The organism is Myroides sp. 1354, assembly GCF_030324495.1.
GTDB lineage: Bacteria > Bacteroidota > Bacteroidia > Flavobacteriales > Flavobacteriaceae > Flavobacterium.
On record NZ_JACAGN010000002.1, the window covers coordinates 185,608 to 209,443 of the forward strand.

Sequence of the window (23,836 nt, forward strand, 5' to 3'; positions counted from 1 at the left end):
ATTCGTAAAAAGCCCACTAAGATTCCTTTTTGACTTTACAAATTGAGAGTAAAAAACAGATTTTAAGTGTTTTTTGGCAATTTTAGATAAAAATGACCATTCTTTCGAGAGAATTGACCTATAATGAGAAGCTCAGCTACTATACTTTTGTCTCATCAAAACAAATAAAAAAAAACACTTAAAAAAATATCTCGAAAATGAAAACAACATTCAAATTAGCATTAGTAGCCGCTTTATCTTTCATCAGTGTAACATCATTTGCTCAAGAGGGCAACAAAAAAAGTTCGGGGACTACTAACCTAAACGTTAATTTGTCAGACGTATATGAGCTAAACGTAACCAATGCGTCAGTAACTATTCCAATGAATACTGTGGAGCAATTCCAAAAAGGAAGTACCTCAGGGGAGTTGAAAAACCACTTAGAAGTAACCGCTACACAAAAATATGAGATCAAAGTAGTTGCAAGTAGTGACTTAAACAACAGTGGGGTTACTATTCCAGTAAACACAGTAGAAGTGAGAATTAAAGGTAATACAAACTTAGCAGAAGGAGCAGCACCAAGTAACTTCACTGCTTCACACAATATTGCACAATTGGCAACTACAGAGAGTTCACCTTTAGTAACAACTTCAGCAGGGACAGCAAAAATGGGATATGCGGTAGAGTATGCCATTCCAGCAAGTCAAACAGCTGCATATACAGATAAAAAAGAAGGAACTTATACAACTACAGTAACTTACAATTTATACGCATTATAATACAAAAAAAAACGAATCTTCCTTTTTATCTACTGTCACACCACAAGTGTAACAGTAGATTTTTTTTGTCCTTATAGCATGAATAAAAGCGAAGTTTTTAGTTGTGAACTCCATTGAGAAGTTTAGCTTCTATTTACCTACAAACCCGCTAAAAATGTCAGAATTTACTTAATTTATCCATTTATTAGTGGTAAATTTAACCTAGATAATTTGATGAAATGCGAAAAATCCTAGCCCCTTTATTCCTGTTATTTAGTTTTGTTCTTTTTGCACAAAATTCAGCTCAAAGTAACTTGCATGTTGTTTTGAAGCCTATTCAGTCGATTAAAATTAACGACCAACAACAGAACATTAATTTGTCTTTTGAAACAGTAGAGGATTATACCAAAGGCAAGATTAGCGATCAAGCAGATCACATCGAAATTATGAGCAGTGGTACTTATGAAATACGCGTAGTCGCTAATAGTCCTTTGCAGCATGATTCGGATGAGATTCGATTGGAAAACATTAGATTAAATCCAAGTTTAGGGGGGATTGGTGAGTTTAGAGATAATATTTCACTCCTTCCTGTTTCGCTTTCCTTGAGAGAAAAGAACATGATCCAATCCAATATCGGAGATGTCAAACGCACCTTTAATGTGTCGTATAAAATGAATGCCTCAGAAGAGTTATTAAATAAACCTATAGGTACTTATAGTACAGTGATTACTTATACTATTTTATCTTTGTAATTTGCAACGTGTACAAAAAAATTATATTTACGCTTTTTTTACTTTGGACGACTACTGTCCTTTGGGCACAAATTGGATCCACAAAGGCTAAAATTGTGTTGAATTTCCGGGAACAACAATCCTTAATTATCAATCATCCCTCTGTAGATTTGAACCTCAACAAAGGGACAGGCTATGTCAAAGGAGTGGAAACGGGTGTACTAAAAAATCACTTGTTGATTCAGTGCTCAACTCCATATGAATTGACTGTACGTTCGATTAATGCGTTTTTTCAATATGAAAACTCTCTTTCTGCCTTACCTGTTTCTATTGTCCAAATCAAACCGAGCTTGACGGTTTCAACCGCGGTTGATTTTCCTTTGCAATTGAGAACAGTTGATTTGACTATAAATCCTCAACTCCTCCTGCAATCGAATAACAGAGGAAATAGCCAACAGTTGGATGTCAATTACACCATTCCAGCGCAAAATATTGGATATACCTTGAATCAGAAAGCGGGAACCTATCAAACCACCATCGTCTATACGCTATTACCTCACTAATTAATTGCTTTATTTACAATGAGAAAAACACTTTTTTTATTTTTTATTTTAAGTTCTATTGCTTCATTTGCACAAGCAGGACTCTCCATTTCACCTGGGAAAATGTATTTTAAAAATGCTGCTGGTACTGTTGCTACGCAAAAAGTCCGCATTGCAAATCCCAACGATAAAGCAGTTGAAGTAGGAGTATCTTTGGGCGATTGGAACTATGATGATAAAGGAAGTAACCATATTGCAGAAATGAATACCCTATCAAATTCAGCGGCAAATTGGATTCAGGTATTGCCTAACTCTTATTTTGTCATTGAACCGAATGAAATAAAAGAAGTAGATATTATTTTAAATACCCCTTCCACCTTGTCACCAGCTGTTCCTGTGCATACTGCAATGGTATTTTTCACTCAGTTAAATCCAGGAAATGCAGTAGATGAGAATGGAGCAGCAATAAAAGTAACGGTTCGCATGGGATTAAAGGTGTATCACGCCCTTCCAAACCATACGGAAGCTGTTGATATTGTCAATATAGAGCCTAGTAAAACAACTGATGGACAACGTGCGATTGATGTTTCATTTGAAAATACAGGTCTTTTGTGGAGTGATGGTAAAATTACTGCCACTATTTTTGATCAACAAACAGGTGTGAAACAGACACTGAGTACGCTTGATTTTTACAGTCTACCTCAAGATAGTAGAAAACAGTCTTTCGCTTTGCCTCAAGACCTACCATCGGGAACGTATACCTTTATTGTCCAATTAACCTACGGCAAAGAAAACCAGGTGAAGGTTGCCGAACTTGATTTTACCTTATGAGTTTACCCTATAAAATAGTATTGATTTTTGCTTTCTTACTGGGAAGTCAGTGGACGCATGCACAATACGACTTAAATGTGTATGACGGCGGACAACTCCAATTGAATTCGTACAACGATTTAAAATTCGGCAAAACAGAAGAACGACAAATTTCAGTACAATTCAGGAGAAATTACGGCATTACAGCACCTAGTAAGTGGAAAATTACGGTGCGTTTACTCGACGATTATCGAGCAGAGAATTACAGTATTCCAGCAGAAAATTCAACGATTAGCACGAATAGACAAAGTGGAAATTTCAATCAATTGGCGTTCAGTAGTATTGGTCGAAATTTACCGTTGAGTAAGTTTCAAGAAAGCACGATTGTAGAAAGTACAACCGCACTTCCTGAAGGCAACTATTATACCTTGTCTTTTGATTTGACAATTCGAGGAGGGGTTGAGGTATTGACTATTCCCAATGGTATTTACCGCAGTACCTACGAATTTTCGTTATATGATACATCTTCAGGAAGAGATGTTTTGTTAGCACGTAAAACTTCCGCTCCTGGTGTAGCGCGATTTCAAATCAATTATGTTGGAAATCACGGAGATCAACTCGCAGAATTGCGCAATGGAGCCAATGAGTTTATTTTCAATTTTGATTCCCCAGAAGACATTGCCAAAGGGAAAAAAATTACCATCAACAATGCTTTATATATTCGCAGTTATCAAGGACATCAGGTCTTAGTTAAAACCGCGGATAATTTACTGTACAATACCACCTTAACGAATAGTATTCCCGTTTCAGTATTAAAGTTAAAAGCGACTTTAAACCGCATTGAAGGAGGTAGTGCCTCTGATGTCTCCTTATTTGGTCCGATTTCGCTATCTGCACAAGAACAAGCATTAGCCTCTTTCCCAAGATGGAGTCAATCGATGTCTTACAATCTAGAACTTAGTATTCCACCCAATACCCGAGAGCTTCAACAAGCTAATGGGAGATATGAAACCTATCTTTACTTTATAATTGTTCCGAATTGATGATTAAAAAGTGTATTGTCTTTTTCTTTCTTTTCCTGAGTTCTTTAATTTGGGCACAAGGGACTTCCGTTTTTTTGAAATTCACCTCGGCAGCCTCCCAAGCAGATGAACTCGGTCATGTATCTCCTACTCTAGAAATATCCAATCTTGGTTCATCAGAGTGGGTAGGAAACGTGCAGCTTGAAAGTAACAATACATCGATCTTCATTTCTAGTGCCAAGACAAAATCGGTGCGCTTGAATCCTGGACAAAAGATTTATGTCCCCATCATTGCCCAAGTGGATCAGAGTAGTGCATTAATTGGTAATTTAAGCATTAAAGCACAGTTGATTCCACAAAGTGGCCCTGCAATTTCACAGGTAGAACACCCGATATTAATTCAAAAAAATCGAAGAATATTATTGATTAATCCAGAGAATCAATTGCAATTTAAACAAGTAGGCGACAGTATTCTCATCAAGGCGATTATTCAAAATAGAGGAAATACAGCTGAAAAGGTACATCATATTGTCACATTACCGAATCAATTAAACAAAGGACGTACTGAGGTTTTGGATTTTACTATTCGCCCTCAACAAGATACACTTATTACGCTCCAGCACTATATCAGCAAAGAAGCATTTAAACTCGAAGACTTTGATATTAGTGCCACCTTACTTTACGAAAATGGGGATTTTATTGGACGTACGCTTTATAGTGTGAGTTCGCTAAAATCCAAACGAAGATACAGAGCCGAAAATCAAAATTCATCTACTTACAATCCAAATAGCTCCATTGAGCTCAATCGCGTAATGGGAAAAAATGTAATGGCTGCCACTCAACTTTTAGGAAGTGGAATCATTCAATTTTCAGAACACAGTCAATTGGGTTTAACTGCGGATATCATTCATTGGGACAAAGAAAACAAAGTAAATCTGCGTCATTTCTTAGCGGATTTTCAAACGAAAAACCTACAAGTACAAGCAGGTAACCTCTTTCAATCGGGGGAATTTTCTTTGCAGGGACGTGGAATTCAAACGCAAATTAAACTTGAAGATTCGCTCTACATTCAAGCAGGGTATTTAGACAAAACGTATTTAATCAGTGATCCTGGTAATCGTTCTATGGGTTATAATACCTGGGTGGGATTTCAATCGCAAAAACACGCTTGGAAACAAGGGCAAGTCTTTTATGATGTCAATCATCGTTATGATGAAAAAAAGATTTTACAGTATAATTCTTTTGCGTTGTGGAATAAACCTACCTTACAAATTGAGTTCAACGAGGGGGGATCTATCCTTCAGGCCCATGACAAAAATCAATGGGGAGTATTTGTCGGATTGAATGCTTATGCTACGCTCACCAAGTATCAAATCCAACACAACAGTTTTTACAGTAGTCCATATTATGCGGGTGTACGTCAGGGTGTTTCTCAGGTTGCTACCACAATCAGAAGAAATATGGGCAAACACAGTGTAGGATTGATTCAACATTTTATTGATTATGCGCCTAAATACAGTTATACGAATTCGGCTAATGCCCAACAGCAATCCAACGCTTTAGGGGTGAGCTATTCTTATCGCATGGCTTCGAGTACCCTACTTGTAAGTCCACAGTATGTACAAGAGAAGCGATTCAATTATCAAACAGCGGCCATGGAAAAGCTCCAAGCGGTTCGCTTTCATGCAGCCTATCACCAGAGTAACTTTGCTAAAGGCTTTGGATACAATGCGTCTATTGATTTGGGGAATTATATCACCCAAACAGAAATTCAAGAAAGATTACACTATCGTCTCAATCTAGGTGCAAATTACAAGAATTTTGATCTAGGCGTAAGTTATCAATACAACTACAGTAATTTAAGTGAGCTAATCAATGCTTCTTATTACGATTGGCAAGTGATCCAAACCTATACCAACCTTATGGTTATGGGGAACTACAGACAGCGTTTTTTCAATAATCAATTGGGCGTAGTACTCAGTGGGTATTACAACAATACATCTACCAGTGGTGACTTTTGGCAGTTCAATACACGTGTAGAATACAAACTCAAGAAAGATTTTGATGTCTATGTCAGCAATTACAACAATTATGGTGGTTTTTCCTCTGCGAATCAGACCAATTACGTTCAAGTGGGTTTAGTGAAGCAATTGACGCCTTATAAGGCATATGAAAAGTTACACAACTTACAAGTAATGGTGTATTATCAAGATGAAAATCAAAACTTGCTTCCTGCGAGTAATCGCATCGTAACCATTAATCAAAAGGCGTTTATTACCAATGTTGATGGAAGTTTGGACTACAAAAAACTACCTGCTGGCACTTATACCATTCAAGTGCAAAATGATCAACATTGGTTTACGAATGCAGTAAAGTTAACCTTAGATTCTAATCTAACTCAGGCGATTTATCTTACACAAACGACAACCATAACGGGATCGATCCACTATGAATATGCAGAACATGCTGTAACATTAAATAAAAACTTAGCAGGTCAACGCGTGGTTGCCCAAAATAGTATAGGTGAGAGTTATACCGCCTATACGTCTGATGAAGGGAGATATTCGCTTTATTTACCCAAAGGAGATTATACGGTGACTGTATATCCCGATCAACCTAATCAAGTAGAAGTACTCCACAATACTGTTAAGGTTAATACTACAACGACAAATAATCAAGTCATTGACTTCAACATTCAAGTTAAATCGAAGGAGGTAGAGGTCAAGAAATTTAAAGCCATTCGCTTTTAAGCTACAGAAAAGACCTTCTACTAGAGGTCTTTTTATTTTTCTGTTCCTTCAATTGTATTACAATTGTAGCGATAACTTTCCTTCATTTGATTGACAACAATCCAAGCATCATCAGCAACTATTTTAATTGTATAGGTAATTCGAATACTTCCTTTATAGGGTTCCTCTGTCCGATCAATTAATTCTACACCTTTACTTTCCTCTGCCTTAAAATCATAAGACACAACATCTACCTTATCTTTCCTTACGACTTCTTCCTTTTTGAGATACATCAGACATAAAATTTGATTGGGTTTCACCAAGGTTGGGTATTTAAACAAATGGACATCCCTAGAATAATTCACGCGATAATAGGGTTGTGATTGACCATTATAACTCAAGTTCAGCCCCATTCCATCTCCTCGATTCACAAAGAAAGGCAAGAAGTGATCCTTCCAAAGGTAGACTTGATACAAATAGCCCCATTCAGTCTTTTGTTTAGGATCTGTATACTCCACAATAACAAACTCTCTACCTGCGGTAGCTCCTTCCCAAGGGGTATCCTTAAATTTTTCTTTGTTAACCGCATTACTCACTACTTTCTCACCAAAGGTGACAGGTGTATGATCATGTACTGTATAAACTTGAGTAAATTCTAACTTTCGAAGGATTTCATCGGCCGTATATTTAGATTTTACAAGAGCTGGACTAAGCTGAGAACAAGAGATACAAGAAATCCATACTAAAAGAAAAAGGGAATCTATATTTTTCATCTTCATTATTTTAAACAAAAACAATTTACAGTAAATCAAACAGTTACAAAAAAAAATTACCGAATAGAATCAAACAAAAACATAGCTTTATTTAACAATTCCTATAATTATTTGAATATGATAATGAATTTAATAATAAACCATTCCCTTTAAAGTCAAAATTACTTGTCTCACTCAAAACTAACTCACTATATTTCAAACCAATACCTCAACATACAGGCAAAAAAAAACAGTAGTAAACCAAAGTCTACTACTGTTTAAATTATAAGTAAAGATCCTAAAGACTAGGATTCTTCTTTAGTCAACGTTATCGTGTAAAAACGAATTGTTTGATCTCAATTTAGGGTCGTTATTTCCGTCCACGCCAAAAGAGATTCTAGATTTATTGCTTTCGTCATTTACTTCGTCTAAATCAACTCCTAAGCGCTTATATGCAGGTTCTTTTTCCAAATCTGAATAATGAGCCGTTGAGTTGTTGAATTTGTAATTGAAGTCTTTCATTTTTCTTCTTCGCTCTGCAGCTCTGCTTCTCAATGTAAATTCTTCAATACTCATTTCTGTTGGATTCATTTCGTCATAATCTTCTGTTGACGCTTCTACTTCAACTTTATTTACAACGGGTGTACCCTCAGCGCGCACAGAGAATTTAAACTCTTCTGCAATTTCTTCTTTGTGATTGACTACTGGTTTAGCAGAAGCTAATTCTTCTTCTTTATCCATATAGTCTTCCAAAGAAAAGCGAATTACTTCTTCTTTTTTTGCAGCGGACTGATTCATTGCTTCACTTGCATGACCTACTACTTCAGCTGCAGTCACTTCCATTTCAGCCAATTCCTCATCAAAATGATATACGATCGGTGTAGCTACCTCTTGTTTCTTAGGCGTAACAATGACAAATTCAGGATCAATTACTTGAATATCTCTGATATCTTTCTGCTTCGATGCCATCGGATCATTTTGGTGGTGATCTTGGGTTCTCTCTTCTGCTTTTGGTGTTACAATTTCGAAAAATACATCCAAATTCGAAGCATCCATTGATCTTCTTTCGAACACTACCTCATCCACTTCCCCTATGGGTTGCACAGGTGCAGTTGGTCCACCAAAATCATCATTGTCATCCCCTTCTTCGTAATCATCTTCTAAAGTAAACACTGTTCTTGTTTCTACTTCATAATTTACTTCTTCTTTCTCAACAGCTAATTCCGTTGTTTCTGGAGTAGAAACGCGTAATGGTTGATCAGGCGTAGTAAATCCGTAAGAAGATACGGATGCCGTTTGCGTTAAATCGCGTACTACTTTTTGCTCTTCTTCTAAAGTGTGGATAATAACTCTAGGTTCAGCCGAATTTACAATACTCTTTTGTTGTTCGTAGTTAAATCCCGTCGCAATAATAGTAACAGAAATCGCCTCTCCTAATGACTCATCTTCACCAACTCCCATAATGATATTTGCATTATGACCAGCTTCTGTTTGGATGTGATCATTGATTTCACCGATTTCATCGATTGTAATTTCATTGGTACCGGAAACGATTAACAACAATACGTTTTTAGCACCTGATATTTTATTGTCATTAAGCAATGGAGAATCTAACGCATCAATAATGGCATCTTTTGCTCTATTGTCTCCAGATGCAGTACCAGATCCCATAATAGCTGTACCGCTATCAGACAATACTGTTTTTGCATCTTTCAAGTCAATATTTTGCGTATAATGGTGCGTAATAACTTCGGCGATACCACGGGCAGCAGTTGACAATACCTCATCTGCTTTGGAGAAGCCAGCCTTAAAGCCTAAGTTTCCATATACTTCACGTAATTTATTGTTGTTGATTACGATAAGAGAATCCACTTGTTTTCTCAATCGATCAACTCCTTTTAACGCTTGTTCTTGACGTACTTTTCCCTCAAATTGGAAAGGGATGGTTACAATACCAACCGTTAAGATATCTCTTTCTTTTGATAGTTGTGCAATGACAGGAGCAGCACCTGTTCCTGTTCCTCCACCCATACCCGCAGTGATGAACACCATCTTGGTATTGGTATCTAGCATTTTCTCAATTTCTTCTATACTTTCTAAAGCAGATTGTTGTCCAACTTCAGGATTTGCACCCGCACCTAATCCTTCGGTTAGGTTAACCCCTAACTGAATTTTATTAGGAACTGAACTATTTTCTAAGGCTTGTGAATCCGTATTACAAACGATGAAATCAACGCCTTTAATTCCCTGCTTAAACATGTGATTGATCGCGTTACTTCCTCCGCCACCTACACCAATTACCTTGATAACGTTTGATTGGTTCTTAGGCATATCAAACTTTATTCCTCCGAAATCTGTATTCTCCATATACGTATCGTTTTATTATTCTTGCTTTTCAATAAATTCTTTAATCTTTCTAAAAAAGTTCCCGATGAAACTACTTTCAAAGCGATCCGCTGTACTAGGTTGCGCTTCTTTTGTTTCTTCCTCCGGTTGTGAGATCGTTTCAACACGAGGTTGACTCACGCGCTCAACAGGCTCTTTTGGCGTATTGACTACTTCTTCTACAGGAGGAGTATACGCAATCTTTCTCTCTTCTGGTTTTGATTCTATTTTCGTTTCAACAGCTTTTAATTCTTCTACTGAAACAGCACCTTTCTTGCGGTGTTTTTCACTTTCCATCACCAATCCAACTCCCGTTGCATATAATGGACTTGAAACTTCTAAACTAGAATCTCCAGCTAAATGCTCATTTGGATACCCAATACGCGTATCAATACCCGTAATATATTCAACTAATTGCTTAATGTGTTTGAGTTCTGAACCTCCTCCTGTTAAGACAATTCCTGCGATTAATTTCTTCTGTGGATTTTCATATCCATAACTTTTAATTTCAGAGAAAACCAATTGAATAATCTCTTCTACACGAGCATTGATAATCTTAGAAAGATTTTTTAAAGAAATTTCTTTTGGTTCTTTTCCTCGTAAGCCCGGAATTGAGACAATTTCATTGTCTTTATTTTCTCCTGGCCAAGCAGAGCCAAATTTCACTTTTAGGATTTCTGCCTGACGTTCGATTATCGAACATCCTTCTTTGATATCTTCCGTGATGACATTCCCTCCAAAAGGAACTACAGCCGTATGGCGGATAATTCCATCTTTGAAAATGGCTAAATCGGTAGTACCTCCTCCTATATCGATTAAAGCTACACCTGCTTCTTTTTCTTCTTGACTCAATACCGCCTCTGCAGATGCAAGAGGTTCTAAGGTAATTCCCGCCAGTTCAAGTCCTGCATCTTTGATACAACGTCCTGCGTTTTTAATCAAAGCGGCTTGTCCTACAACTACGTGAAACGTCGCCTCTAAACGACTACCATACATTCCTACCGGTTCTTTAATTCCCGGTTCTCCATCAATTTTAAACTCTTGCGGTAAAACGTGAATAATTTCTTCCCCAGGCAACATACTTAACTTCTGTACCTGACTAATTAATTGTTCAATATCTTTATCTCCGATTACCTCATCTGGATTCGGACGACTAATATAATCACTGTGTTGAATACTTCTGATATGTTGACCAGCAATACCCACTACAACATTTTTAATCTTATAACCTGCTTGAGTTTCCGCATCTGCCACTGCATGTTGAATGGATTGAATGGTTTGTGTAATATTGTTAACCACTCCTCTTTTCACTCCCAAACTCTTCGCTTTTCCTAATCCTAAGATTTCGAGTTTACCGTATTCATTTTTCTTACCAATCATTGCAACAATCTTCGTTGTCCCAATGTCTAAACCAACAGCTATATTTTCTTTTTCCATACTCAATTTTATTTTGAACACACCACTTGTTGGGTAAATTTCAGATTGATCCTTTTATAACTATCTATATCTATTTTTTCATTGATTGCATATTGCATAAAAGCCTTGTAATTCATCAGTTTTCTATCCATTTCATTGAAACTTCCAAATAGAATTTCAAATGTATTCACTCGACTTTTCAAATAAATCACTTCACCTGGTTGAATACTGATACCCGTGATTTCTTGTTTTAAAAATTCATCCGCATTAATCACGTCCAACATCTGTTTTAATTCACCTTGGGTTTCGCTTTTAACACTTCCTTCTACTACAAGTACGCGTTCAGCATAATTGTCCGACAAAGGCATTCGACTTCCGTCTTCATCCAAATAATACGATTCTGCTTCTCCCACCACACGTCCAATCGCTTTTTTTTGGTTGACTTCTACTTTTAAAACTCCGTCAATAGTTACATACACCTCTGCATCTTTAATCAGTTTATTTTGCAAAACCCCTTTTTCTAGGTTATTCAAATCTACTGTAGTTCGGTCCTGAGCTGTAATGTTACCGCTTTTATTTGCTACAATCTCTTTTACATCACTCGAAGTTACAAAATGCGTTTCTTCTCCTTTAAAAATAATATCTACTCCTTTTAAATTTCGATGTGTGCTTCGGTCATTGCTAAAAGAATACAAAAACAATAAGACTCCTAGCATCATCAAAATGCGTAAGTCTGACCATTTTATTTTCTTCAACAATTTTTTCATTTTTTTATTTTTCTTCTAAAGCTATTTTTATGTCTTGCACCATTTCTCCGATATCACCTGCTCCAATAGTCAGGATAATTTCAGCATCTGATGCTTTTAAATGTGTAATTAATTCCTCTTTGGCCACTAATTGCTTTTCCTTAGATGTTAGTTGTTCTAATAACTTAGCCGAAGTAATTCCCTCAATAGGCAATTCTCTAGCGGGATAAATATCTAACAAAATAACATTGTCAAACGTGGAGAGTGCTGCAGCGAATTCGTCCATAAAATCCCTTGTTCTACTGTACAAGTGAGGTTGAAATACAGCTACAATTTTTTTATCTCCATGCATTTCGTGAACGGCTTGGCTTGCGGCTTTGATTTCGGTTGGATGATGGGCGTAATCATCAATGTAAATCAAATCTTCTCGTCTAATTTTATAGGAGAATCTTCTTCTTACACCGCGGAAGCTTTTTAACCCTTCGACCAACTTTTGTGTATCTACTCCATAATCACTTGCCATGGCAAAAGCCATCAACGCATTGGATAAATTGTGTCTTCCAGGCAAACCAAAAGAAACGTCGTGAATAGTTTCATTTGGCGTTTCGATATCAAACACATACCAACCGTTTACTACTTTTATATTTTTCGCCTGATAGCGACAATCTGAACCAAACCCAACGCGAATCCCATTCAAACCAACCGCTTCTGTCACAAATAATTTATTTGCATCAGGTAAACGGTTCGCAAAATCTTCAAAAGCAACCAACATTTCTGCTGCGGTTCCAAATATATCTAAGTGATCCGCTTCTGTTGAAGTGATACACGCTACATTGGGAAACAAACGCAAAAAAGAACGATCAAACTCATCTGCCTCTACTACCGTTACTGTTTTACCGCTTCCGATTAAATTGGTTTGGTAGTTTTCCACTACTCCCCCCACAAATGCGGTAACATCTAATCCTGCTTGAAACAACAAATGTCCTAAAATACTGGTCGTCGTCGTTTTACCATGTGTACCCGCTACTGCAAAGCAGTAGGTATCTTTGGTAATAATTCCCAACACTTCTGAACGTTTTTTAATTTCAAATTGGTGAGATTTGAAATAATTCCATTCTGTATGGTCTTGAGGAACTGCAGGCGTAACAACAACCAAAGTTGAAGCTACTTCTTTATAATTTGCGCGGATTAAGTCCATATTATCTTCATAGTGAATCTCAATTCCAGCGGCTTCTAATTCTTGTGTCAATTGCGTAGATACTTTGTCATATCCAGCGACCTCTTTTCCCATGAACTTAAAATAACGAGCCAAGGCACTCATACCGATGCCTCCTATTCCGATAAAATAAACGCTCTTAATGCTATTCATATCCATTTCTTACTTCTTCATTAATTCTACGATCTGATCTACTATATCTTTTGTCGCATGAGGCAAAGCTAATGTTCTAATCTTTTGTCCCAGCTCCAGTTGTTTTTCTCTGTTGTTAAACAAGTCTTTGAATGTTTGTACAAACTTTTCATTCAACTCATTTTCTTTAATCAAAAGTGCGGCATCTTGTTCAACAATACTTCTCGCATTTTTTGTTTGATGATCTTCGGCTACATTAGGAGAAGGAATGAAAATCACTGCTTTTCCAACTAAGGCCAATTCTGATACAGATGAAGCTCCTGCACGAGAGATAATGCTATCTGCTGCGGCATAAGCGAAATCCATACGATCGACAAAAGCGCGAACCTTTACGCTTTCTGATTCGTATTTTTTATACTCCTCATAGTAGAATTTTCCACATTGCCAAATCAGCTGTATTCCCATTTCTTCAAATAACGGTAGTTGTTCCTCAATCAACTGATTTATACGACGTGCGCCTAAACTTCCTCCTATGATTAATAGCGTTTTTTTTGATTGATCCAATCCAAAATACGCTAAAGCCTCTTCTCTTTTTGTTGCAACATCCAGTAATCCTTGACGAACGGGATTTCCTGTTTTTATTATTTTGTGCTTTGGGAAGAATTGTTCCAATCCATCATACGCTACACAAATCTTGTCTACTTCTTTTCCCAAGAGTTTGTTTGTAATTCCTGGGAAGGAATTTTGTTCTTGAACCAAGGTGGGAATTCCTTTTCCCGCGGCTACTTTTACAACCGCTCCACTGGCGAATCCTCCTGTTCCGATTACAACATCGGGTTGAAAGGCGTTGACAATTTTTCTCGATTTCCTCAAGCTGCTTATTAGCTTAAAAGGAAACATCAAATTGTCCCAAGTCAATTTGCGCTGAATCCCTGAAATCCACAATCCTTCAATAGGATATCCTGCCTCAGGTACGCGTTGCATTTCCATTTTCCCTTCTGCCCCTACAAAAAGAATATCGGCATTGGGAAATCTCACTTTCAATTCATCGGCAATTGCCAATGCAGGAAAGATATGTCCCCCTGTTCCTCCTCCACTTACAATAAACTTCGGTTTACGTTCCATTTGCTTTTTATTCTTCTATACTATTTTTTTCTAATCGTTCTAAATGTAAATCGTGTAACATTTCTTGCTCTAGGGCTTCTTCTTCTTTTCTCTTTTGCTCTTCGGCTTGTATTTCTGCTTCTTTCTTGGTTACACTTAAGATAACGGCGATGGCGAAACACGTCATCCAAATTGCTGTTCCACCACTACTCACAAGCGGCAAGGCTTGTCCTGTTGTTGGCAAAAGAGAAACGGCGACTCCCATATTAATTAGCGCTTGAAAAATGAGATAGAATCCCAATCCGGCGACTAATAACTTTCCAAAGAGCGTCGGTGCTTTGTGAACCGCAATCAAAAAGCGATAAAACAGCAAGAGATAAATCCCTAGGATCGTTAATCCTCCAACCAATCCCCATTCTTCAACAATGATGGCGAAGATAAAATCGGAAGACGATTGAGGTAAGAAGTTTTTTAATACACTTTTACCTGGTCCTACTCCGAATAATCCACCATTAGCGATCGCCATTTTTGCATTTTCGACTTGATACAAATCTCGTGTTCCATCATCGGGTCCTGTAAAGCGATCAATACGGCTAATCCAAGTATCCACACGATTGGGGAATGCGCCTGGAAACGCTTTGGCCACTAATACAAACAGAACAATACCACATGCGCCAATTCCGATGATTGACATCAAGTATTTAAAGGGATACTTTCCAATAAATACCAAGACACAGACCATACAGAATATCAGGGCTGCAGTAGAGAAGTTGGCGGGTAAAATCAATCCTATAATGACTAATACGGGAACCCATAATTGCCAAAAGGATTTTTTAAAGGTGACCACTTCATCTTTAATTCCTGTGAGGTATTGTGCAACATACATCAGCAAGATTATCGCTGCAGTAGAAGAGGGTTGAAACTGTCCCAACAAGGGTATTTTCAGCCATCTACTAGCATTGGCTCCTCCAATTGTATTTCCCTTTAATAAGGTGTATAGCAACAGTAGGGCGATAACAGGCATACCGATAATGGCTATTTTCCGAAAGAGTGCATAGTCTCTTTTGTGAAAATACCACATGATGCAAATTCCAATAAATAAATGAACGAAATGTCGAAACAAATAATCGGTCGTTGCCTTTCCTGTTCCGATGGTATAAACTAGATTCGTACTCGCACTATAAACCGGTAAAAAAGAGAGCATGGCCAATAAAATTGCTAATGCCCATATAATCTTATCTCCGTGTAATAATGAAAGTAGTTTTTTCATCATCTACCTCTAATTTATCTATATTATAATTTCATTACTTCTTCTTTGAACTGTCTTCCTCTATCTTCATAGCTGGTGAACAAATCGAAACTTGCACAAGCGGGTGATAGTAAAACAGTATCTCCTCCTTCAGCTAAAGCTTTTGCTTGAACAACGGCATCATGCATGGATTGTACTTCGACTAAATCGTCTACCACCTTTTCATAAGCCGCTTTTATTTTTTGGTTATCAATTCCCAAACAAACAATTGCTTTTACTTTTTCACGTACTAAAGGCATCAATTCATCGTAATCATTTCCCTTATCCACACCACCAACAATCCAAACTGTTGGTGTTTTCATGCTATCTAAAGCGAAAAAAGTCGCGTTTACATTGGTTGCCTTTGAGTCGTTAATATATTGAACGTTCTCCAATTTCAGCACTTTCTCCAAACGATGCTCAACTCCTTGAAAATCTGATAAACTTTCACGTATTACATTTTTTCTAATTCGCTTTAACTGCGCTATTGTTGTTGCTGCCATAACATTTTTTAAGTTGTGCATCCCTTCTAGAGCCACTTCCTTAATAGGTAATACAAATTTTTCATCACTCATATTCACTATAATTTTATCATCTTCCACATACGCTCCTTCTTCTAGTTGATGTGTAATAGAAAAAGGTAATTTATGTGCTTTTACCTCATGCTCGCTCAACCATTTCTGAATCTCTACATCATCATAATCATAAATCAGATAATCCTCTTCGGTCTGATTCATCGTAATTCGAAACTTTGAAGCGATATAATTTTCATACTTATAGTCGTATCGATCTAAATGATCGGGACTAATATTAGTGATTACTGCAATATGGGGTCTATACGTTTCAATTCCATCCAATTGAAAACTACTCAACTCCAAAACATAACATTTTGCAGGATCCACCTTCACTTGCTCCGCATAACTTGTACCAATATTTCCACCTAAACCGACATCGAGTCCGCCTTGTTTCAATATGTGATACGTTAACATCGTAGTTGTCGTCTTTCCATTACTTCCCGTAATAGCGACTGACAACGCTTCATTAAAAGGATAAGCAAACTCTATCTCAGAGATTACTTGAATTCCCTTCGCTACAATTTTTTTTACGATTGGCGCCTTATCTGGTATTCCAGGGCTCTTTACAACTACATCTGCATTTAATATTTTCGCTTCTGTATGTTGCTGTTCTTCCCAATCGATTGCATTATTTATAAGAACTTCTTTATATTTTTCTTGGATGATTCCATAATCTGAAACAAAAGCGTCATATCCTTTTTCAATGGCTAACAAAGCCGTTCCAACGCCACTTTCTCCTCCTCCTAAAATAACCACTCTCATGTTTTATCTCAGTTTTAATGAAATCACACAAAATACACCTAAGAGAATTGCTATAATCCAAAAGCGAGTTACGATTTTACTCTCGTGATATCCTTTCTTTTGGAAGTGGTGATGCAAAGGCGACATTAAAAATATTCGTCTTCCTTCTCCATACTTATTCTTCGTGTATTTAAAATAACTCACTTGCAACACTACGGATAGTGTTTCGGCAAAAAATACGGCACATAACACGGGAATCAACAATTCTTTACGCACAGCAATAGCCAATACAGCGATAATTCCCCCTATGGTTAAACTTCCTGTATCTCCCATGAACACTTGAGCAGGAAAAGTGTTATACCACAAAAATCCAATCAGTGCTCCAATAAAGGCGGAGACAAAGACCGTCATTTCACCTGAATTAGGAATATACATGATATCGAGATAATTAGCGAAAATCACGTTTCCTGATATAAAGGCAAAAATACCCAACACAAAGGTGGATATAGCAGAGGTACCCGCAGCTAAACCGTCAATTCCATCTGTTAGATTGGCACCGTTCGATACCGCTGTAACGATAAAAATGACAATGGGAATAAAAATCAACCAAGCATAATCTTGTGCTCCTTCTCCCATCCAGCTGATTAACATGCTGTAATCAAATTCATTATTTTTAAAAAAAGGAATGGTTGTAGCAGTAGATTTCACATCGTATTGACTGACAGCAACCTCGCTTAACATGTGTTTTGCAGGTACTTCACGAATCGTTACTGCTGGGCTAAAATACAATACAGCCCCCACGATAAGTCCCAATCCTACTTGACCTACTACTTTAAATCGTCCTTTTAATCCTTCTTTATCTTTTTTAAATACTTTAATATAATCGTCTAAAAATCCGATAGCCCCCATCCATACTGTTGTCAAAATCAACAACAAAACATAGATATTATCTAATTTAGCAAACAATAATACAGGGATTAAGGTTGCTACAATGATGATAATTCCACCCATTGTCGGTGTTCCAGATTTTTCTTTTTGTCCTTCTAAACCTAGTTCTCTAACGGTTTCTCCTATTTGCATTTTTCGCAAACGCTCAATAATGCGCTTTCCGTAGATAATTGAGATCAACAAAGAGAAAATCATCGCCATACCTGAACGAAACGTAATATACTGGAACACTCCTGCTCCTGGTATCTTGAAAAAACTTTCTAAGTATTGAAATACGTAATACAACATAACTCTTCTCCTTTACTATAGTTCTAAAAACTCTTTTACTATTTCCAAGTCACTAAAATGACTTCTTACTCCTTTTATCTCTTGATACGTTTCGTGTCCTTTACCCGCGATAAGTATAATATCTCCGGCAACGGCTTGCTGGCAAGCTAGTTTTATCGCTTGTTTTCGATCTTCCACCACAATCGTTTTCATCTTATTTTGTGGTTCTACGCCTGCTTCTATATCGTCTAATATTGCTGTAGGCGTTTCAAATCGAGGATTATCTGAAGTAAAAATGACTTTATTACTTAAATCAGATGCTATTTTTCCCATCTCTGGGCGTTTTGTTTTATCTCTATTTCCTCCACATCCAACAACTGTAATTAATTGTTCATTGTTGGTGCGAATGCTGTTAATTGTTGCAATTACATTAGCCAATGCATCAGGTGTATGCGCGTAATCAACAATTGCTGTTACGTTTTTAGACGATACAATGTATTGAAAACGACCTTCTACACTTGTCAACTTACTCAAGTGTATCAATGCTTCCTCTTGAGGTACACCTAAAGCTACCGTTGTTCCAAATACTGCCAATAAATTTGACGCATTGAACGCTCCGATAAGTTGTACCCATAACTCTTGTTGATTAATTTTCATCAACATACCTGAAAATTGACTTTCCAGAATTTGACCTTTGTAATCCGCCATATTTTTCAAAGCGTATGTACAAACCTTTGCTTTGGTGTTTTGCACCATCACAGGTCCATTTTTATCATCTAGGTTTGTCAAGGCAAAGCTTGTTTTCCCCAATTGGTCAAAGAACATTTTTTTTGCATCGCGATAGGCTGCAAATGTTTTGTGGTAATCCAAATGGTCATGGGTTAAATTCGTAAATATTCCCCCTTCAAAATGAAGTCCAAATGTTCGATGCTGCACCACACCATGTGAACTCACTTCCATAAAACAAAATTCACATCCTTCCTCTACCATTTGATTCAAATACGCATTAATCGTAATCGAATCGGGTGTGGTGTGTGAGGTTTCATAAAGGTCTGCTCCAATTCGGATATTTACCGTTGACAACAACCCTACTTTATAACCTAAGCTGCTAAACATCTTATACAACAACGTTGCAATTGTTGTTTTTCCATTCGTTCCTGTTACACCCACTAATTTTAATTTGTACGAAGGATTGTCATAGAAATTAGCAGCTATAATGGCTAATGCTCTATTGCTGTCTTCAACTAAAACATAAACAATCCCTTCTACCAAATCATTGGGCAACACTTGACATACAATAGCTGTTGCTCCCTGATCAATGGCTTGCTTGATATACGCATGCCCATCCGCTACTTCACCTACTATGGCAATAAACAGAGTATTTGACTTTACTTGACGCGAGTCAAAAGTCAAATGGTCTATTGCTGCATCTGTCGATCCAACAATAGACTGTATCTCTACTTTGTATAATATGTCTTTTATCTTTTTCACGATAGTTCTAAAACTACTTTTTGATTTTTATCTATTTTTTGTCCTGCTAGTATTGACTGCGTTTTGACTTTTCCTACTCCTTTAACCTGGACTTTAAGTCCCAAATTTTCCAATAGTGGTAAAACATCCATGACTTGCATCCCTCTGACATCAGGCATAATTGATTCTCCCAATTGATTTTGCGTCATAAAAGATTGATAGCTTACTGCAATACTGGTAGGCACTTCATTCGAATCTCTCATCTCCTTCGTTGTCGGAACATCAGTATAAATTTTCTGCGCAATTCGCTTAAATACTGGTCCCGCAACATCTGCTCCATAATAGCTCTTTGATCGATCTGGTTTGTGAATCACAACGATACACGAGTATTTTGGATCATCGGCTGGAAAATATCCTGCGAAAGAAGAAGAATAGTACATATCTGAATCATATCCTTTTCCCTTGCCGTAGTTTACCTGCGCTGTTCCTGTTTTTCCCGCCATAGAAAAATTCGGTGAGTACAGTTTTTTACCTGTTCCTTTTTTCACTGTATTTTCTAAGATTGCTCTCGCTTGATGAATAACATCTGGAGAGGCAATTTGCGGATTCAACACCACTTTATCAAATTTCTGAATCGTCTGATCAAATTCTTTGATTTCCGATACAAAATAAGGTTTCACCATTTCACCATTATTGGCCACAGCATTATATAAGGTTAGCGTTTGCAAAGGCGTCACAGATAATCCATATCCAAAAGCCATCCAAGGCAAGGCCAATCCACTCCATCCCTTTTGTCCTGGTTTAGGTATATAAGGTGTTGCTTCTCCTTTTATCTTTAATCCTAAAGGTTTGTCCATCCACAAGGTGCTCAAATAATCCGTAAATTCTTTGGGATTATTTTTGAATGCCTCGTCAACCGCTTGTGTAATTACAGTATTTGAAGACAATTCAATTCCTCTCGCCAGAGAAACTTTTCCATATCCTCCTCGTTTAGAATCGCGCACTCTTGCATTGTAAAAGCGAACAACCCCTTCATTGGTGTCGTAAATACGAGCCGTATCTACTTGCTTCTTTTCCAACAAAGCTAAAAGTGAAGCTAACTTAAATGTAGAACCTGGTTCGTGTTTCTCTCCTACTGCATAGTTTACTGTTTCATAGTACCCTCCTGTTTTTTCATCTCTCCCTAGATTTGAAATCGCGCGAATGGCTCCTGTTTTCGTCTCCATTACAATCACACAACCGTGATCTGCGCTATACTTATCTAGTGATTGCAACAAAGCATGATGCGCTATATCCTGAATGTACACATCAATGGTTGAGATAATATCTTTTCCATCAATGGGTTCAATCTCATTTTCGTCATTAATCGGCTTCCATTGATTCTTGGCTAAACTTTGCATTTTGCGCTTTCCGTCATAACCACTGAGATAATCTGTAAAAGCTCCTTCAATCCCCACTCTTCCGAATGTACCATCTTCATTTTTTCGCTCATAACCAATGGTTCTTTTCGCAATTCTTCCAATAGGATGTTGGCGTACTGTTTTTTGAGAAGAAATAAATCCACCGCCATTTCCCCCTCGTTTAAATAGAGGAAAATTTTTGATTCGCACATAGTCTACATAGCTCAAATTACGAGCGATAAGAATATAGCGGCTTTTAGAAGCTCTTCCCTTTCTCAACATATTTTCATAATATGAGCTTGGTTTGCGAAACATCACCGCTAGCGAATCCGCTAAGGGTTTCACCTCTTTCTCAAAGTTTTCTTGTTTGGGTGCAACCCCGTCAAAACGTATTTCAAAGACCGGCACTGATGTGGCTAATAAGCTTCCATCAGCAGAATAAACATTCCCTCTATTGGCCTCTATTATTTCTTCTTTCACTCGGTTTTCACTTCGCGCTTTTTGGCGAAGTTCACTTCCCTCGACTCCTTGAATTAACAGCAACCGATAAATTACCCCTCCTGCCAGTAACAATACTATTGCAGTGACGACATAAATATTGATGTAAATATTTTTGTTCCCTAGGGCCATAGTTTATTCCAAAATGTTTTATTATCTACCTCCTTCAACACCTTAATCTTCTGTGGTGGTGTTTCAGAAGGATATATTCCTTCTTCTTCTAATTTTCGAGTGATTGTCGACTCCATCTTCAGTTCCATAAGTTCTGATCGCGTAGCGACAAACTCAGCACGAAGCATTTTTACTTCGTGGGTTAATTTTCCAATCTTAAACACCTTGGATTCATATCGCTGAGTGTTTCCAATTAGTATCATTCCTAACACAATCACATATATAATAAAGGCCCACGTTTTCGCGGAATTCTCGTTGACGAGAATTTTAGCTTTAATTACATCTACTGGACTTGCTATTGTTTTTTTCATTTTTTCTCTGCAACTCTCAACTTCGCCGATCGGGCTCTGTTATTTACTGCTATTTCTTCTTCCGATGGAACAATTAGTTTCCCCAATTGTTTCAATGGAACTTCAAATCTTCCAAACATGTCGCGCTCTGGCTCCCCTTCAAACATTCCATTTTTCATAAAACGCTTAACTAAACGATCTTCCAAAGAGTGATAAGAGATGACACTCAATCTACCTTCTGATTTTAGTACCTCAACACTTTGCTCTAACAATTCTTTCAGTACTTCAATCTCCTGATTCACTTCAATTCGAATGGCTTGATACACCTGTGCTAATATTTTAGCACTTTTGTGTGCGGGTAAAAATCGAGCTAATACTTGTTTCAGTTGATCTGTATTCTTTATTTCTCCATTTTCTCTTGCTTTGACAATGGTATGAGCCATAGCACCTGCATTTTTCAATTCCCCATAGACACTAAGCAAGTATCTCAAATCTTTTTCATCATAATCATTGACTACATGATAAGCAGACAGTTCACCATTTTGATTCATTCTCATATCAAGCTCACCATCAAAACGCGTAGAAAAACCGCGTTCTGCTACGTCAAACTGATGAGATGAAACTCCTAAATCACCTAATATCCCATCTACTTCACGTACGCCATAAAATCTCAAATAGCGCTTTAAGTATCTAAAATTTTGATTAATCAAGACAAATCGAGGATCGTCAATTGCATTTTTCACAGCATCATCATCCTGGTCAAAGGCAAACAATTTTCCATTCTCACCTAAGCGACTCAATATCTCTCTTGAGTGACCACCACCACCAAATGTCACATCCACATAAACGCCATCGGGACGGATATTTAACCCATCCACTGTTTCGGTTAACAAAACAGGTCTATGATATGCGTATAAATCTTTACTCATCAAAACTAATATTACTCATTACTTCTTGCGCCAATGCACCAAAATCAAAATCATCTGGTTCTAACGTAGCTTCATACAGGTCTTTATCCCATATTTCAACGATATTCACTTTAGAAGCCATTACAATCTCTTTCGTAATATTCCCAAACTGCAACAGATCCTTTGCAATTAGCAAACGACCTGCATCATCAATATCTACCATTTTAACCCCCGCCATAAAAGCGCGAATAAACGTATCTACTTTTTTATCGAAAGGATTCAGCTTATTGATTTTCAACATCATCTTCTCCCACTCAGCCATTGGCCACAATTCCAAACACGTTTCAAACACCGATCTCTTTAGCACAAAACCATCAGACATAGCAGGCAACTGCTTCTTCAAAGAAGCAGGCACCAATACCCTTCCTTTGGTATCGATCTTACACTCGTATGTACCGATAATTGACGTCAAAATGTGTTTATATATATATATACTTAGCAAATGTAATTATTTTTTTACCACTTTTACCCACTTTTACCCACTTTGTTAATAAGTTTTCCAAAAATAGCGTATTTACTGACTTCAATAGCCGATTTATTTGTTTATACTTAACCATTTTTTAATCAAACTCCTTGATTTGAACTAACTTATCCTTATACAATTCGCATTTTTTCACCTTAAAACACCTCTTTATCTTATTACTATCGTTTTAACGCAAAACCTCGATTTAAGACAAGTAAATACGTATTTATTTACAAAAAACACCGAAACTATTTTTTGCAAAAAAGATTGTTTTTCAGTCTTTATTTTAATTAAAATCTCCCTCTTTTTTACATGGAAAAAAGCAGATTTTCAACCTTTTTTCAGTTCAAAACAGCCGTTTTTTTTCACTCCTTCTCCTTTATACGCTTTTTTCAAAAAGATTCATTTTTTTTGCCCCAATTGCCTTTCATACAA

20 protein-coding genes are annotated in these 23,836 nt (G+C 37.2%); 6 read left to right on the plus strand and 14 right to left on the minus strand.

Annotated elements, in window-relative coordinates; genetic code table 11:
• Positions 1 to 197 precede the first annotated feature (197 nt).
• The 6 genes from HX004_RS03755 to HX004_RS03780 all read left to right on the plus strand — a co-directional run bounded on the left by HX004_RS03755 (position 198) and on the right by HX004_RS03780 (position 6,592).
• Positions 198 to 758 carry a hypothetical protein gene (locus HX004_RS03755; RefSeq protein ID WP_286440963.1) on the plus strand — a complete coding sequence of 187 codons (561 nt, stop codon included), beginning with the start codon at positions 198 to 200 and terminating at the stop codon, positions 756 to 758.
• Between the two features lie 218 nt (positions 759 to 976).
• On the plus strand, positions 977 to 1,489 hold the full coding sequence (locus tag HX004_RS03760) for a hypothetical protein (RefSeq protein ID WP_286440964.1): 513 nt from the start codon (positions 977 to 979) through the stop codon (positions 1,487 to 1,489).
• Positions 1,490 to 1,584: 95 nt separating this feature from the next.
• On the plus strand, positions 1,585 to 2,031 hold the full coding sequence (locus HX004_RS03765; protein ID WP_286440965.1) for a hypothetical protein: 447 nt from the start codon (positions 1,585 to 1,587) through the stop codon (positions 2,029 to 2,031).
• Positions 2,032 to 2,049: 18 nt separating this feature from the next.
• Positions 2,050 to 2,841 carry a fimbrial biogenesis chaperone gene (locus tag HX004_RS03770; protein ID WP_286440966.1) on the plus strand — a complete coding sequence of 264 codons (792 nt, stop codon included), beginning with the start codon at positions 2,050 to 2,052 and terminating at the stop codon, positions 2,839 to 2,841.
• On the plus strand, positions 2,838 to 3,863 hold the full coding sequence (locus HX004_RS03775) for a hypothetical protein (RefSeq protein WP_286440967.1): 1,026 nt from the start codon (positions 2,838 to 2,840) through the stop codon (positions 3,861 to 3,863). The genes HX004_RS03770 and HX004_RS03775 overlap by 4 nt, the downstream gene beginning before the upstream one ends.
• On the plus strand, positions 3,863 to 6,592 hold the full coding sequence (locus tag HX004_RS03780) for a hypothetical protein (RefSeq protein ID WP_286440968.1): 2,730 nt from the start codon (positions 3,863 to 3,865) through the stop codon (positions 6,590 to 6,592). The genes HX004_RS03775 and HX004_RS03780 overlap by 1 nt, the downstream gene beginning before the upstream one ends.
• Positions 6,593 to 6,624: 32 nt before the next feature.
• Here HX004_RS03780 and HX004_RS03785 read toward each other — a convergent pair whose 3' ends face one another.
• From HX004_RS03785 to mraZ, 14 genes are all read right to left on the minus strand, one after another.
• The gene (locus HX004_RS03785) at positions 6,625 to 7,344 is read right to left on the minus strand and encodes a hypothetical protein (RefSeq protein ID WP_286440970.1); all 720 of its coding nucleotides are present in this window, start codon (positions 7,342 to 7,344) and stop codon (positions 6,625 to 6,627) included.
• Between the two features lie 297 nt (positions 7,345 to 7,641).
• Entirely contained in the window at positions 7,642 to 9,690 is a 2,049-nt protein-coding gene (ftsZ, locus tag HX004_RS03790; RefSeq protein ID WP_286440971.1) for a cell division protein FtsZ, read from the minus strand.
• A gap of 15 nt (positions 9,691 to 9,705) precedes the next feature.
• The gene (ftsA, locus tag HX004_RS03795; RefSeq protein ID WP_286440972.1) at positions 9,706 to 11,145 is read right to left on the minus strand and encodes a cell division protein FtsA; all 1,440 of its coding nucleotides are present in this window, start codon (positions 11,143 to 11,145) and stop codon (positions 9,706 to 9,708) included.
• Between the two features lie 8 nt (positions 11,146 to 11,153).
• Positions 11,154 to 11,891, minus strand: a complete 738-nt coding sequence (locus tag HX004_RS03800; RefSeq protein WP_286440973.1) for a cell division protein FtsQ/DivIB — start codon at positions 11,889 to 11,891, stop codon at positions 11,154 to 11,156.
• A 4-nt stretch (positions 11,892 to 11,895) separates the two neighbouring features.
• Positions 11,896 to 13,245, minus strand: coding sequence for a UDP-N-acetylmuramate--L-alanine ligase (gene murC / locus HX004_RS03805; RefSeq protein WP_286440974.1), 1,350 nt, complete (start codon positions 13,243 to 13,245; stop codon positions 11,896 to 11,898).
• Positions 13,246 to 13,248: 3 nt separating this feature from the next.
• Complete coding sequence (gene murG, locus HX004_RS03810; protein WP_286440975.1) at positions 13,249 to 14,343, minus strand: undecaprenyldiphospho-muramoylpentapeptide beta-N-acetylglucosaminyltransferase; 1,095 nt, start codon at positions 14,341 to 14,343, stop codon at positions 13,249 to 13,251.
• 7 nt (positions 14,344 to 14,350) lie between these two features.
• On the minus strand, positions 14,351 to 15,592 hold the full coding sequence (locus tag HX004_RS03815) for an FtsW/RodA/SpoVE family cell cycle protein (RefSeq protein WP_286441131.1): 1,242 nt from the start codon (positions 15,590 to 15,592) through the stop codon (positions 14,351 to 14,353).
• A 23-nt stretch (positions 15,593 to 15,615) separates the two neighbouring features.
• Positions 15,616 to 16,947 carry a UDP-N-acetylmuramoyl-L-alanine--D-glutamate ligase gene (gene murD, locus HX004_RS03820; protein ID WP_286440976.1) on the minus strand — a complete coding sequence of 444 codons (1,332 nt, stop codon included), beginning with the start codon at positions 16,945 to 16,947 and terminating at the stop codon, positions 15,616 to 15,618.
• A 3-nt stretch (positions 16,948 to 16,950) separates the two neighbouring features.
• The gene (gene mraY, locus HX004_RS03825; RefSeq protein ID WP_286440977.1) at positions 16,951 to 18,162 is read right to left on the minus strand and encodes a phospho-N-acetylmuramoyl-pentapeptide-transferase; all 1,212 of its coding nucleotides are present in this window, start codon (positions 18,160 to 18,162) and stop codon (positions 16,951 to 16,953) included.
• Between the two features lie 15 nt (positions 18,163 to 18,177).
• Positions 18,178 to 19,632, minus strand: a complete 1,455-nt coding sequence (locus HX004_RS03830; RefSeq protein ID WP_286440979.1) for a UDP-N-acetylmuramoyl-L-alanyl-D-glutamate--2,6-diaminopimelate ligase — start codon at positions 19,630 to 19,632, stop codon at positions 18,178 to 18,180.
• Entirely contained in the window at positions 19,629 to 21,641 is a 2,013-nt protein-coding gene (locus HX004_RS03835) for a PASTA domain-containing penicillin-binding protein (RefSeq protein WP_286440981.1), read from the minus strand. Before HX004_RS03835 ends, HX004_RS03830 begins: the two co-directional genes overlap by 4 nt.
• Complete coding sequence (locus tag HX004_RS03840) at positions 21,632 to 21,991, minus strand: FtsL-like putative cell division protein (protein ID WP_286440983.1); 360 nt, start codon at positions 21,989 to 21,991, stop codon at positions 21,632 to 21,634. The genes HX004_RS03835 and HX004_RS03840 overlap by 10 nt, the downstream gene beginning before the upstream one ends.
• On the minus strand, positions 21,988 to 22,899 hold the full coding sequence (gene rsmH / locus HX004_RS03845; protein ID WP_286440984.1) for a 16S rRNA (cytosine(1402)-N(4))-methyltransferase RsmH: 912 nt from the start codon (positions 22,897 to 22,899) through the stop codon (positions 21,988 to 21,990). Before rsmH ends, HX004_RS03840 begins: the two co-directional genes overlap by 4 nt.
• Entirely contained in the window at positions 22,892 to 23,350 is a 459-nt protein-coding gene (gene mraZ / locus HX004_RS03850) for a division/cell wall cluster transcriptional repressor MraZ (RefSeq protein ID WP_286440985.1), read from the minus strand. The genes rsmH and mraZ overlap by 8 nt, the downstream gene beginning before the upstream one ends.
• Positions 23,351 to 23,836 lie beyond the last annotated feature (486 nt).

Excerpts from the sequence above, each read along its gene's own strand:
- murD (WP_286440976.1), bottom strand. The coding sequence starts at position 16,947 with ATGAGAGTGGTTATTTTAGGAGGAGGAGAAAGTGGCGTTGGAACGGCT.
- murC (WP_286440974.1), bottom strand. The coding sequence starts at position 13,245 with ATGGATATGAATAGCATTAAGAGCGTTTATTTTATCGGAATAGGAGGC.
- HX004_RS03800 (WP_286440973.1), bottom strand. The coding sequence starts at position 11,891 with ATGAAAAAATTGTTGAAGAAAATAAAATGGTCAGACTTACGCATTTTG.
- rsmH (WP_286440984.1), bottom strand. The coding sequence starts at position 22,899 with ATGAGTAAAGATTTATACGCATATCATAGACCTGTTTTGTTAACCGAA.
- HX004_RS03815 (WP_286441131.1), bottom strand. The coding sequence starts at position 15,592 with ATGAAAAAACTACTTTCATTATTACACGGAGATAAGATTATATGGGCA.
- ftsA (WP_286440972.1), bottom strand. The coding sequence starts at position 11,145 with ATGGAAAAAGAAAATATAGCTGTTGGTTTAGACATTGGGACAACGAAG.
- HX004_RS03755 (WP_286440963.1), top strand. The coding sequence starts at position 198 with ATGAAAACAACATTCAAATTAGCATTAGTAGCCGCTTTATCTTTCATC.
- mraY (WP_286440977.1), bottom strand. The coding sequence starts at position 18,162 with ATGTTGTATTACGTATTTCAATACTTAGAAAGTTTTTTCAAGATACCA.
- HX004_RS03785 (WP_286440970.1), bottom strand. The coding sequence starts at position 7,344 with ATGAAAAATATAGATTCCCTTTTTCTTTTAGTATGGATTTCTTGTATC.
- murG (WP_286440975.1), bottom strand. The coding sequence starts at position 14,343 with ATGGAACGTAAACCGAAGTTTATTGTAAGTGGAGGAGGAACAGGGGGA.
- HX004_RS03770 (WP_286440966.1), top strand. The coding sequence starts at position 2,050 with ATGAGAAAAACACTTTTTTTATTTTTTATTTTAAGTTCTATTGCTTCA.
- ftsZ (WP_286440971.1), bottom strand. The coding sequence starts at position 9,690 with ATGGAGAATACAGATTTCGGAGGAATAAAGTTTGATATGCCTAAGAAC.
- HX004_RS03780 (WP_286440968.1), top strand. The coding sequence starts at position 3,863 with ATGATTAAAAAGTGTATTGTCTTTTTCTTTCTTTTCCTGAGTTCTTTA.
- HX004_RS03835 (WP_286440981.1), bottom strand. The coding sequence starts at position 21,641 with ATGGCCCTAGGGAACAAAAATATTTACATCAATATTTATGTCGTCACT.
- HX004_RS03840 (WP_286440983.1), bottom strand. The coding sequence starts at position 21,991 with ATGAAAAAAACAATAGCAAGTCCAGTAGATGTAATTAAAGCTAAAATT.
- HX004_RS03760 (WP_286440964.1), top strand. The coding sequence starts at position 977 with ATGCGAAAAATCCTAGCCCCTTTATTCCTGTTATTTAGTTTTGTTCTT.
- HX004_RS03775 (WP_286440967.1), top strand. The coding sequence starts at position 2,838 with ATGAGTTTACCCTATAAAATAGTATTGATTTTTGCTTTCTTACTGGGA.